The following is a 13,628-nucleotide window of genomic DNA, read 5'->3' on the forward strand; positions in this document are numbered from 1 at the left end:
GCTCATCGTGGATTTGCAACAGGTCTACACGGACCAGTTCCTGGAACGCTTTTTCAATACCCCTCTTTGAAAGCCCTATATTTTTAAGACGCTGGTCAGCCTCCGGTACGCGAAACCAGTCAGGCTTTTCACTCGAGGAATATTCTTTTTTGAAAACCCCTAAGACGCTATATAAACGCAAAGTCTTAGGCGGTAAACCAACAAGCGGATTAATCTTTGCAAAGGATTGAAGTGAACCATTTCGCATAGCTTCAGTCCATAGATAAGCAGAGTTATTCATACTTTGAATAACGTAGTTGTCTATGAATCGGTTACAAAAAACTACAAAAAACAACGTTAGGGCATTTTTTTATGTATATTCAACCGTTGTAACTCGTCATGATGCAGCAACCTCGCCGCCCAAGTTGCATTTGACAATATCTTAAACATCATGATAAACTTTACCAAATTTCAGACAGGACAGTGCGATATTGTTGCCTACAAATGAAAATCGTCTATCAGGGCGTTCCCTCCTACTTGGCACCTGCTTCGTTATTGCCATAATTTGCATCGTCTCCTATGCGGAACTCGTAATTACTTATATCCAAATCGGGTTTTTACAACTACCACCCGCAGTTATTGGGTTATTCTTCTTTCTCGTAATAGCGAATCGGTTGCTTGAAAAACTGAACGATCGACTCGGATTGTCCCCCCGCGAATTGATGTGCATTTACTGCATGATGCTTATCGCATCAATGATTTCATCGCGCGGTGTTATGGAGAAACTCATCCCCGCACTGATCGCAGTCAATTATTTCACCAACGAGACCAACAGTTGGGACACCCTCTTTTTCCCACACATAAAGCCTTGGTTGATTCCATTCTCTCCAGAACAGAAAGGACAAGCAGCTATCGCCATCAGTTTCTACAAAGGAATACAAACAGGCGACGCGATTCCGTGGCGAGCATGGGTGGAACCGCTGTTCGTCTGGGGTGTGCTTGTCTTTCTGGTATTCACGGCGTTTCTCTGCTTAGCAGCGATTTTACGTAAACAGTGGATTGAAAACGAGAAACTCTCTTTTCCACTGGTTTCACTACCGCTTGAGTTCGTACACGAGGGACGCGGCTTCCTTCGGAATCGCCTGATGTGGCTGGGGTTTGCGCTGCCCGCCTTTATCTTTACACTAAACGGAATTCATGAAATCTGGCCCCAAATCCCGAATCTTCCGCTGAGGTACATACTCAATCAATACTTCACAGAACGCCCCTTCAACGCTATGGTCTACACACCGATTTTTCTGTCCTTCGCGGCAGTAGGGTTCTTCTATCTACTCCCCACCCAACTCCTTTTCAGCCTGTGGTTCTTCTTTCTACTCACCCGGTTTCAAGATGTTGTCGCTGCGATATTTGGTTGGCGAGTAAGCACTATGCCGCTTTACCCAACCCGACTCTATATCGGTTACCAAGTTGCGGGGGCTTATATGGTACTCGTGGCTTCGTTCATCTACATGGGATTTCCGCATTTCCGACAAGTGTTTCGCCGGGCGTTCACTGCGACGGAAGCGGATGATCGCGAGGAACTTTTACCGTATCGCACAGCGGTTTGGGGACTCATCATCAGTATAATTCTTGCGATAGGATGGTGTTACACAGCAGGGCTGAATTTAGGCTTTGCAGCGTTCGAGATACTGGTTTATATCTGCATTGTTGCGGTGGTGATGGCGCGTAGCACCGCCGAAGGCGGCTTACTAATGACAGAAACGTCGTTCCGACCGTTAGATCTCTACCAACTCATTTCAACCAAAGCAGCACTCGGTGTGCAGAGTCTCACTGTGCTGTCGTTTCTTGATGCGATTTTCACCCGCGATCAGCGCGGATTAATCCTCACAGGTTTCTTGGATGGCTTAAAAATTAGGGATCGGGTAGGAATGTCCTATCGTTCGTTGTTGGGTGTGTTCGTGTTCGGCAGTATACTCGCATTCATAAGTGCAGCGGCAATCCATCTGTGGCTTCCTTACACCCACGGTGCTAACTATATGTATAGCTACACCTATCGCGGCAATCCGCTCTGGGCATTTCAGGACAATGTCGCAGCGATGGAAGGATTAGGCACGGATCTCCGCACAACAGGTGGACTCTTTTTTGGGATTGGCGTGCTTGTGACAACAGGATTAGTGATCTTGAGAATGCTATATTGGTGGTGGCCCCTGCACCCACTTGGGTACGCCTTATCGGCTTCGTGGACACTTATCGTGTTCTGGTTCCCTGTGCTAATTGCATGGGGCATCAAAACGCCACTTCTACGTTACAGCGGCATTCGGCAGTATCAGCGACTGCGACCATTTTTCTTAGGCATGGTTTTCGGGGAATTTAGCATGGCGGTTGTGTGGACGCTCATCAGTTGGGCGGCAAATGTTCCCGCACCGTTCTTTCCGTGGCCCTGAGCGTCCTTTCCAACACCAACTCACGCAGCACTCCGATTGCGCGCCGTGACTTCCCACGTGCCTCTACAATACCCATCGGTATCCACCAGATAGTAAAACGGATGCAGCGCAACACAAGGGCAGATATGTGTCGGGCAGACGTAAATCTCCTGTCCGATGTGCATCGGTGTGCTGTCAGGAACGTTAATCGCCCAATGCTCCTCATGCTGCATGCTCACCTCAGCATCATCAATATTCAAAACGACACCGCGCACACCATCAGGATCCGCAGCGATGGCTTTATGCCCCAAATCAAGCGTAACCCGATGCGGCGTAGGAATACTAATGATACGGCTCAGAAGCAAAGCTGCAGGTGTAAAACCGAGATCAGGATAGCGGGTTGTATAGCCGTGATCATGAAAAACGAACGTTCCCGGTGATGTCTCAACGCCCGGCGTATTCGCATAGATGGGGAAGGTCGGTGTGCCACCCATCACGATCAACGGCACTTCGAGTCCCTTAGCAGTCAGTCTATCCTGCATCTCTTCCACCTGTGCAAGGCTCTTGTTGCAGGATGCTCTCCGTTCGGCGACATCTTCATCGTGGATATGCCCATCGTAGACGTGCAACCCCCACGGTTGCAATCCGTCTGCTTCTTCAATCTGCGCGTAGACATCCACAGCAGCATCGCCGACCGGTATCCCTGTACGGTTCATTCCTACATCCAGATCCAGCATGACTTTGACGGTCAAGCCGTGCCTCGCGGCTGATGATGAGAGCGCGATTACTGCTTCTTGATGATCGACAACAACCTTGAAATCAGCATCTGGATAATTTTGCTGCAGCGAAATAAAACGGTTGACGTTGGGACCCACCATCTGGTAGGCAATCAGAATATCCGCTATACCGTTCTGTGCCAGCATCTCTGCTTCCCGCAACGTCGCGCATTTGTGTTTGAGGATACCCGCATCGCGCTCCATAGCGATAATCTCGGCGGTTTTATGCGTCTTCGCGTGCGGTCTGAGCTTTGAGACATCCCCACCGACAGTAGCAACTGCATGCTCAATGTTATATTGAACTTGTGCGAGATAGACAACCAGCGATGGACTCGGTATTGTTTCAGCGTTCTGAATACGGTATTTCTTATCCATGGGTTTACCTCTTTCCGTGTTAAAACATTATCCGTCACTTTTTAGCACAATTAGGTTAACGTCGCCGTACGAAGGATAATCCGATCTTCGGTCCAATTATCACGATACCACGTACACGCCTCAAAGGTGTCGTTAAGCGCATCCATGCGCTGCTTCAACATCGTTCGGAACCCATCTCGGAGTTCAGTCGATTCCAGATCATCAACCAGATTACGGGTTTGGAACGGGTCAGCAATATTATCAAAAAGTTTCTCACTTCGGTCCGGACGATGAACAGCGTAGGTATATTGCTTTGTGCGGAGTGCCCGCCACTCATAACCATCCTCCCATTTGGCGGTACACCCCATTCCCTGCATAAACGCTGCATCCGGTTCATCAGTGGGTTGATTAAAGGCAGTGTTACTCAAATTTGCACCTTCAACATCTTTCGGAATTGGCAAATCCATCATCGCCAGCAGCGTCGGCATGATGTCCGGTGTGTTCAAGCATGCATCCGAGACGTGTCCCTCCGGAATCTGCCTTTGCCATCGGACCAGAAATGGAACACGCACCGCTTCCTCATAAAAGATGTTCTTCGCACGGCGACCCTGCGCACCAAACATCTCACCGTGATCGGAGGTGAAAACAAAAATTGTATCGTCGCGCAACCCAAGGGCATCAACGGCTTGCAGCAACCGCCCAATATTCCGATCCAGATTCGCAGTCATCGCGTAATAGACGCGCATCCACTCAGGCAGCGCGGCACGTTCTGCGGGGGACATAATCGCCCACGTATCGCCGTAGGGATCGTTCTCATCGCGATAGTTTGGTGGCAGCAGGAAGTCAACGTCTCGGAACATCTCGTAATCAGCAGCTGGAACGTTGTCTTGTGTCCACGGATCGTGCGGCGTTCCGATTGAGAGGAAAAGCGCGAAAGGGTCATCCCCTGTTGATGCCCGTTGCAGGTAATCAATAGCTAAATCGGTCTGTCCATCAGGTTCGTACCCCGGAAGCACGATCTTTTCAGGTGAGTCCCTGTGATAATACGCGTCAAAATACAGGTGATGAAAATTGTACGCCGACCACTCTCCATCAAAACCGAGGCGATGGTGTCCGGGCGGAATGTAGGAGTTTTTCGGATCGTTGTGTCTTCCCAATTGATTTGCCCACAGATGCCATTTCCCGATGTAACTCGTCTGGTAACCGTTGCGATGCAAAACATGCCCGAAACAGTCATGATTCGGATTCATGCGAAGTTCATTGATTGCCATGCCGGTACTACTGGCGTACTTGCCGGTGAAAAGCGAGGCGCGATAGGGCGCGCACATCGGACTACCAGAAACAGCGTTGCAGAAATCGGCACCTTCCGTAGCAAAACGATCAATATTTGGCGTGCGCGCGCGGGTATCTCCAGCATAGCCACACGACTGGTAACGGAGTTGATCCGCAAAAACATAGACGAGATTCGGTCGCTTATTTATTGAACGAGACATCAAAATATTTCCCTCAATTTGTGATGTCCACAGCATAGCATATTTCAGCGGCTCCCTCAAGATAAAAACGAGAACGTATTCTCCTCAAGATTTGCATATAGAAGTGAAAAATCGGCGAAGAGAATACGGTGTCCTCAAGAAAAATCCACAAAGGAGATAAACAGTTTTTCCTACTGACCTCTTTTAGAAAGTCTGGTATACTCTTGTCTATTGTTGATTGTAGTGGCAAGTCGAGAGATACCATAAATCTGGTATAATCCAATTAAAGGAGCATTCTCTGATGCAGAATAAGGAACCTTTCGTTCCGAATGTTATAGGGCTGAAAGCCCACATTACAAAAATAATTTTCTCAATTTTACTGTTAGGTATTCTCACACCTGCCTTCTCCCAAAACGAAGAGACCCCGTCGTCTAAAATTACACTGCAACTGCTCCACGCAGCAGACATGGAGGGCGGCATTGAAGCACTCGAAAACGCGCCTCGCTTCTCATCGGTGCTGAACGCACTCAAAACCGAGGTTGAAGATACAGTTATCATCGGTGCAGGAGATAGTTACATTCCCGGTCCATTTTTCGCAGCTGCCAATAACGGGAGCCTTCGTGAAGTCTTGGGAAGAGAAGGTTCAGGACGCGCCGATATTCTGATGCTCAACGCGATGGGTTTCATGGCAGGAGCACTCGGTAACCATGAATTTGACGCAGGCCCCGGTACACTTGCGAATTTGATTGCAGCAGATAGAGAATACGTTGGAACAGCATTCCCATTCTTGAGCGCGAACTTAGATTTTAGTATTGATAGTAATCTCGCTTCCCTTGTTGTTGAACCGGGGCAGGAGGCGAGTAGCATTCCCAATAGTATCACTAAGAGCGTAATTATCACCACACTTTCCGGCGAAAAAGTCGGTGTTGTCGGTATGACAACGCCACAACTCGGCAGCCTTTCTGTCCCTGGGAAGGTCGGAATTGCCCCGACAGATCCGAACGATATGGCAGCACTGGCAGCTATCGTTCAAGAATCCGTTGACGCATTGACAGCAGCCGACATCAATAAGATTATTCTCACCGGACATCTCCAACAAATTAACCTTGATGAAGAAATCGCAATGCACGTCAAGGATATTGACATCATCATCGCTGGCGGTTCCAACACGCTTCTCGCAGATGAAACCGACAGACTCCATCCCGGCGATACTGCAGACCGCCCTTACCCAATTCTGACGCAATCCGCAACAGGCGAACCGATTGCTATTGTAGGGACAGACGGGAATTACCGATACGTTGGACGATTAGTCGTCGATTTTGACGAAGCAGGGGTTTTAGTTCCAGAATCCATTGATGCTGCAGTCAGCGGTGCCTTCGTCACCGACGAACAAGGTGTTGTAGACACCGGTAACGCGGAACCTGCAGCACGCGTGGTCGAAATTACCGAAGCAGTACGGAACGTCGTGACGGCAAAGGACGGCAATATTTTCGGACAAACGAGTGTTTATCTGAACGGGAACCGCGGTTCTATCCGCACAGAAGAAACCAACATCGGTAACCTAATCGCCGAGGCAAACCTTGCCGCAGGGAAGCGGGTTGACCCGAGCGTAGTTGTGTCTTTGAAAAATGGCGGAGGCATCCGCGCCCCAATTGGCGTGGCTGCCTATGGAGAATTGCTCCCACCGCCTGCGAATGCCTTGGTTGGTAAAGCGATAGGTCAGATTTCACAGATTGATATCGAAAATACACTCCGGTTCAACAACGGATTGACACTTTTGACCTTAACCGCAGCGGAACTGCTTGAAGTCATCGAACACACAGTCGCTGCCTCCGGTGGCGGTTCAACCCCCGGGCGTTTCCCGCAAATCGCAGGCATGGCGTTCAGCTTTAATACTTCACTGCCAGAAGGTTCAAGGGTTCAGTCTCTTGTCATTACCGACGTAGATGGAAACTTGATGGATACAATTGCCCAGAACGGTGAATTGGTCGGAGACGCAGATCGCACTTTCCGAATGGTCACGATCACTTTCCTTGTTGACGGCGGCGATGACTATCCGTATGCTAATTTCCCGAATACGCATCGCGTTGATCTGACTGAAGTGATGACAGAGGAACAGTCGGGTGGAAAAGCGACCTTCGCTGATCCCGGTACAGAGCAAGATGCTCTTGCAGAATATCTCGCGGCGAACTTCTCCGAAACACCGTTTGCTATTGCGGATGTTGGTCCCGAAAACGATGAACGTATTCAGAATCTTGAATTCCGTGCCGACAGTCTGATGATGCCTGTGCCAAGTGAAAACGCTTATGATATAGCACTCAGCAAAGGTCTAAACATGATCAGTTTACCGCTGATGCCGGACAAACCTTACACAGCGCGTTCCTTTATGGAAAAAACCGGCGCGACCACTGTTATTGAACTCGATGCCGCTGCGCAACGGTTGATCGGATTTACAGCAAACTCAACTGGAAATGGATTCTCAATTGAAGGCGGGAAGGGTTATATTGTCAACGTCCCTACACCGAAGGTCATCAGTTTCACAGGTAGTGCATGGAACAATACAGGACCGACAGCTGCAGCGGCACCTATGTTGCCATCAATCCCGAAAACGTGGGCATTTGTTCTTCGCGCGCAGCTTGAAGGCATCAGTGGCGTTACGCTCACTGTCTATAACGGGCACACCAGAGTCGCCGAGGCGGTTGATAGTAACAATTTTCATGCTACTTGGGCAGATATAGACCGTCAGGCAGTTGTCTCTGTCGGGGACATACTGACGATCGAAGTCCGTGACACAATTGGAGATCTGATTCGCACACTCCAACACAAAATTAGTGCAACAGACATTCACCGAGCGTTCAGCGAACTGCGACTCACACCTGCTGACTTAATCCCGAAACGTACTGTATTACTTGCCAATTATCCGAACCCGTTCAACCCAGAAACGTGGTTACCGTATCAGTTGGCAAATGACGCTGAAGTCGAGATTCATATCTATTCATCAGCAGGACGACTCGTTCGGCATTTGGACCTCGGATTCCAACAGGCGGGTTATTACATCGGGAAGTCGCGTGCTGCTTATTGGGATGGTCGTAATGACTTGGGTGAACAACTCGCTTCAGGCGTTTACTTCTACCAGTTGCGTACACCTGATTCATCAGCAACACGTAAGATGGTCATCAGGAAATAGTATCAAATTTACAACAAAAATTGGAAAGTTGGAAGGTTGGAAGCGCGTTGTTTTTCCGGTTACAAGTAATGGGTGGCGGCCCCCCATCCTTCCACTCTTCCAACAGTATTCTTTTCTTTCCCTGCTTTCACTTATTAGGCGGCTTTCGCCATTGTCCCTCAGTGACTTGATCTATCAGGATACGGGCTTTTTGACTCGTCCGAACCTGCTTTTCGATCTCAATTGGATCCCACTCTGCCAATAGTTGTGCCTCAAGTTCTTGGCAAATCGCTTGATATGCTTCGTCATTGGCGAGATTCCGAAATTCACCCGGATCCTCGGAGATGTCGTAAAGTTCCGGTGGATCACCGAGGCTATAGTTGTATTTATACCGTCCCTTCCGCACCATCGCCATCGGTCGCTCAACCCCGTGCGCGAGGTATTCGGAGAACGCGAAATCTTTCCAGTCCCTTCTGGCGCGCTGCATCAAAGGCAACAGACTATCCCCATCAAGTTGATGCACAGGCTGCGCGCCTGCAATATCAACAAGCGTTGCCGTTAAATCCACAAGCGAAACGACTTCATCAATCTGTCTTCCGGCAGACATCTCGTCAGGGAACATAATCTGCAGCGGGACGCGAGCGGATGCCTCATAGAAATTTGACTTGCGCCACATGCCGTGCTCACCGTTCATCTCGCCGTGGTCGCTGGTATAGATGACAATAGTATTTTCCGACTGTCCGGTCTCCTCAAGCGTCTTGAGCAAGTTGCCAATCTTCTCGTCGAGGTAGGTAATCAACCCATAATAACCCGCCCTCCCACGACGGACAAGTTCCTCTGGAAAATCAACACAACCGAACATACGCCGCATCCGTTGATAGACAGGATGCTGGTTTTCGAGGTGTCCCTCTGGAATGTCTGGGAGATCAATTTCGTCAAGCGGGTAGAGGTCCCAAAATCGTTGGGGCACGATGAGTGGAAAATGCGGTGCGATAAACGAGACATTGAGTGCCCACGGTTGTTCTTGTCGTGCCGGATCTCGGAGATATGTCAAAGCCTCTGCCTCCGCGAGGTCATCAACTTCGATTTCCTCAGTTGTGCCCGGGCGTGCCTGTGCAAGACCTTGCCATGGACGGGGTGCAGGCGGTGTGCCGTTATCCCAATCCGTAAGTCCATGCTGTCGTTCTGCATGAAGATCCCGAGCGAGTTGGGCGCGAAATCCGTGGAACTGATCCATGCCACCGAAATGCTGTTTTCCAGAAAGCACAACATCATAGCCTACCGAGCGTAGGAGGTGAGCCCATGTAACGGCATCTGGACGCAGGGGTGCAGCGTTGTCCCACGCCCCGATTTTGTGGATATACCGACCTGTCATAAACGACATCCGAGACGGCATACAGAGCGGTGAATTGCAGTAAGCGTTTGCGAAAGTGGCACCGTCTTCAGCGAGCCTGTCCATGTGCGGCGTTTGAATAAGTGGGTGTCCGTAGGGACCGCTGTACATCGGTGCGTGTTCGTCGGACATGATGATCAGGAGATTGGGGTGTTCTTTTGCTGGCATGGTACTTCTAAATTTCAGAGTATTCAGAGTAAACAAGAAAAAACAAAACTAAATATCCGTTATGTCCTTATGCCTGTAACCCAAATTGCGGATCAAGAGACGGTTGGGTAGTGTTTAATTCCGCTTTGTCAATGGCGCGGGTTTTCTGTATTTGGTGAGTTGAAGGGCGTGTTTCCTGTTCTGGGAACATAGCCGTGATGTCCTTAAATAATGGAAGCTCAACTCCACAAGGAGGCTGGAATTGTTGTCTGTCCCCGGGGGTGGTCGAGATTTGCTCCTGCCCTGTCAACATTGCGGCGATATCTTCCGGTAACTTGACATCATTTCGCTCCTCAAAGTCCCCTATGCTATCGTAACCTTTACGAAACAAGATGGAAATATCTAGCCCTTTGTCTTTCGCAGTTGTCAGATCTTCTCGTGCTTTCTCCCATTCCTGTTGGTATAACCAAGTCCTAGCGCGGGTGTAATAGACTTGAACATAATCGGGTTTTAATCCTATTGCTTTTGCATAGTCTGCAAGAGCCAGGTCAGAATTACCCTTTAGGAAATAAGCAAAACCGCGAAAGTGATAGGTGTGGGCCTCATCCGGATTTAGTTCTATTGCCTTATTATAATTTGTAAGAGCCGAGTCAAAATCACTTTGGAGAGAGTAAACATCACCGATTCTGCGATAGGGATAGGCATTGTTGGGAGACAGTTTAATCGCTTTAGTGTAGTTCACGATGGCCGAATCAAACTGGTGTTTGCCGATGTAGGCGTTGCCAAGATCAATGTAAGCACCAGTATGTTCAGGTTCAAGTTCTATCGCCTTGGTATAGTCTATAATTGCCCTGTCGAATTCGCGTTTCAGACCGTAAACGTGACCACGACTATAATAGAACCCAGCGTGACGGGGTTCAAGACATATTGCCTTATTGAAGTCTAAAATGGCAAAATCAAGTTCCTCTCTAATTGCATAAGCAGTCCCGCGACCGTAATAGGCTTCAGCAAACTGAAGGTTCCGCCTTATCGCACTATTATAGTCTTCAATAGCAATGTCAATTTCACCGATGTTAGCGTAAGCGATACCGCGCTTAACATAAGCTTCAGCGTAATCCGGTTCCAGTTTTATCGCAGTGTTATAGTCTTCAATTGCAAGTGCGATCTCCTCTTTGGCAACATAAGCGTTGCCGCGATGGTAATATGCTTCAGGATAGTCCCAATCGTAGCTGCGGCTCCTATGTATCGCGGTGGTAAAATCTTTAATTGCCTTGTCAATTTCACCTTTAGCCACATAAACGATCCCCCGGCCGCAATATGCTTCATGAGGTCTTCGAGTGAGACTTGCTGCTTCAGTATAGTCCGCAATCGCCAGATCATACTTGCCCATTTTCCGGTAAACTTCCCCGCGGTGGAGGTATGCTTTGACAAAATTAGGGCTTCGTTCAATGGCTTTACTAAAGTGTTTGATAGCCTTTTCATAGTGTGCCAATTTCTTCTGGATCGCCATTTTCTGAATCTCCTTTTTGTACCTCGGTTGATCCGGTATAAAAATCTACGTAAGTCTCTAAATGGATATCTTGATTTTTAATAAATCCATGCAGGTCATTGTAGACCGTTTCGGCGGAGACACCGTGATACCTCTCCAGATGTTTACGTATCAGTATTTTGAGGTCCGCAGGAATATTGATAACATCGTCCTCGTTAGGAAGAATAAAGCCATCAGGGTGTCTAACAAATACACTCTTCTGGGCAATAACCCGATTTATCGGTTCATAAGGTTCTGCGATGTAGGGATCTATTAGTTCTTTTTCTTGCAAGATGATCCTGCCATTTTCGCCAAGGGACTCTTCACGGTCACAAACCATAAAGAGAGCAATGAGATAATCCGTTGTGAAATCTATGAGGTTGGTCTTACCACCGTAGTGTTGGATTTCAGCGAGGATCTCAAAATCTTGAACTGTTTTTCGGAAAAACCTTCTTGCCGCGCTCAACATCGCTTCCTGAACCACCTCTATATCAAAGTGCTCTGCTTCAACATCAAAGTCCTCACGTTCAAGGAAATCTCGATAAAGTTTTGAGGAGACCTTTCCATTATAAGGGTCTCCCTGATAATGTTCAGGTTCACCGCGGTAAAGATATTCTCCAGTGTCCGCTTTTTGTTCTATTTTTCGGAGTATTTCATCAATCGTACTTGGCTCGTTTTGGTTTTCTTTGTCCATTCACTTTCCTTTACAATCACGATGCTGCCTAAAAGGATAACATGTTTTGTGAAGGATGTCAACCGAATTTAATTCGAGCAAAATCGGCGTTACAAACCCCTCCTACAGCATTATCCTTGAATTAATCCCTTTAAAGTGCTATGCTGATTTCCATCAATAAATAGAATACAAAGGAAACAGTATGGGAACTGAAACCAGACCTAATATCTTACTCATCACCAGCGATCAGCAGCATTGGAACACCTTGGGCTGCCTCAATCCAGAAATACAAACACCGTATTTAGATACATTGGCACAACAAGGGACACTCTTCAATAGAGCCTACTGTCCGAATCCTACCTGCACGCCGACGCGCGCATCTATTATCACGGGGAAGTATCCGAGTCAACACGGTGCCTGGTCCCTCGGCACAAAACTCTCCGAAGATGAACACACCGTCGGTGAAGACTTCACAGACGCAGACTACCGGACCGCTCTCGTCGGAAAAGCACATTTCCAACCACTCCACGGCACCGAGGAATTCCCGTCCCTCGAATCCTACCCGATCCTCCAAGACTTGGACTTTTGGCGGAGTTTTAACGAACCCTTTTACGGGTTTGAACACGTTGAATTGGCGCGCAATCATGCCGACGAAGCACACGTCGGACAACATTATGCCATCTGGATGGAAGAGAACGGTTGCACCAATTGGCGAGATTATTTTGCGCCGCCGACAGGGAACGCCCGTGGGCAATACCGAAAGTGGCCCATCCCGGAGGAATACCATTACGATACATGGATTGCGGAATGTACCAACGCACTCATGGAAGCATATCAACAGAACGGTGAGAACTTCTTCCTCTGGGCGAGTTTCTTCGATCCGCATCCAAAATATCTTGTGCCGGAACCGTGGGATACGATGTATGATCCGGCAGAATTGACGGTGCCTTCTGTGACCGAAGGGGAGCATGATAACAATCCGCCACACTTCCAACTAACACAACAACAAAAGCCAGATTTCTCGGCTTGGCGTGAAAGTGGAAAGGGTGTACACGGCTTCAACTCCCATCTACGCGATCGAGATGAACTCGCCAAAGACATCGCTGTCTACTACGGTATGGTGAGCCTGATGGATAAATACATCGGGAAAATCTTAGCAAAACTCGACGAACTGGGGCTAGCAGATAATACACTGGTTGTGTTCACATCCGACCATGGGCATTTTTACGGACAACACGGTCTCGTTGCAAAAGGCGCGTTCCACTACGAGGATGTCATCCGAGTGCCGTTCATCGTCCGGTATCCCGGCGTTGTGCCTGCGGGGAAACAATCAGAAGCATTACAGACGTTGGTAGATTTAGCACCCACGTTCCTGAGTGCCACCGGTATCGACATCCCACGTCCGATGACGGGTGTAGATCAGATGCCGGTTTGGTCAGGACAAGCAGAACAAGCACGCGACCATATCATCGTTGAAAACCGTCATGAACCGACAACTGTACACGTCAAAACCTACGTTGACGATCGTTATAAACTGACTGTCTATTACAACCGAGACTACGGGGAGTTGTTTGACCTGAAAGAAGATCCTGGAGAAATCAAGAATCTGTGGAATTCAACTGAGCATGCGAACCTGAAGGCAGATTTGATTATGAAGTTATTATTCGCAGAGATGGGAAAGGAGCCGTTGTGGATGCCGCGGACTTCAGGAGCATAA

General features: G+C 48.5%; 8 protein-coding genes. 3 read left to right on the top strand and 5 right to left on the bottom strand.

The genetic code is table 11. The features are described 5' to 3' along the window. Positions 1-473: 473 nt before the first annotated feature. Positions 474-2,423, top strand: coding sequence for a hypothetical protein (locus OXH39_11260; GenBank protein MCY3551026.1), 1,950 nt, complete (start codon positions 474-476; stop codon positions 2,421-2,423). Between the two features lie 20 nt (positions 2,424-2,443). Here the strand turns inward: OXH39_11260 and OXH39_11265 are convergent, their stop codons facing one another. Together OXH39_11265 and OXH39_11270 are read right to left on the bottom strand one after the other, a co-directional pair. Continuing rightward, entirely contained in the window at positions 2,444-3,553 is a 1,110-nt protein-coding gene (locus tag OXH39_11265) for a D-TA family PLP-dependent enzyme (protein ID MCY3551027.1), read from the bottom strand. 50 nt (positions 3,554-3,603) lie between these two features. Beyond that, the gene (locus OXH39_11270) at positions 3,604-5,025 is read right to left on the bottom strand and encodes a sulfatase (protein ID MCY3551028.1); all 1,422 of its coding nucleotides are present in this window, start codon (positions 5,023-5,025) and stop codon (positions 3,604-3,606) included. A 280-nt stretch (positions 5,026-5,305) separates the two neighbouring features. Between OXH39_11270 and OXH39_11275 the strand changes: the two genes are divergently transcribed. Then, on the top strand, positions 5,306-8,191 hold the full coding sequence (locus tag OXH39_11275) for a 5'-nucleotidase C-terminal domain-containing protein (GenBank protein ID MCY3551029.1): 2,886 nt from the start codon (positions 5,306-5,308) through the stop codon (positions 8,189-8,191). Positions 8,192-8,318: 127 nt separating this feature from the next. Here OXH39_11275 and OXH39_11280 read toward each other — a convergent pair whose 3' ends face one another. From OXH39_11280 to OXH39_11290, 3 genes are all read right to left on the bottom strand, one after another. Further along, entirely contained in the window at positions 8,319-9,731 is a 1,413-nt protein-coding gene (locus OXH39_11280) for a sulfatase-like hydrolase/transferase (GenBank protein MCY3551030.1), read from the bottom strand. A gap of 67 nt (positions 9,732-9,798) precedes the next feature. Continuing rightward, a complete protein-coding gene (locus OXH39_11285; protein MCY3551031.1) occupies positions 9,799-11,220 on the bottom strand; it encodes a tetratricopeptide repeat protein in 1,422 nt (473 codons plus the stop codon). Next, the gene (locus OXH39_11290; GenBank protein ID MCY3551032.1) at positions 11,189-11,932 is read right to left on the bottom strand and encodes an FRG domain-containing protein; all 744 of its coding nucleotides are present in this window, start codon (positions 11,930-11,932) and stop codon (positions 11,189-11,191) included. Before OXH39_11290 ends, OXH39_11285 begins: the two co-directional genes overlap by 32 nt. A gap of 181 nt (positions 11,933-12,113) precedes the next feature. On the opposite strand from OXH39_11290, the gene OXH39_11295 reads away from it, so the two are divergent. After that, positions 12,114-13,628 carry a sulfatase-like hydrolase/transferase gene (locus OXH39_11295; GenBank protein ID MCY3551033.1) on the top strand — a complete coding sequence of 505 codons (1,515 nt, stop codon included), beginning with the start codon at positions 12,114-12,116 and terminating at the stop codon, positions 13,626-13,628.

It is taken from the genome of Candidatus Poribacteria bacterium (genome assembly GCA_026702755.1).
Lineage (GTDB): Bacteria > Poribacteria > WGA-4E > WGA-4E > WGA-3G > WGA-3G.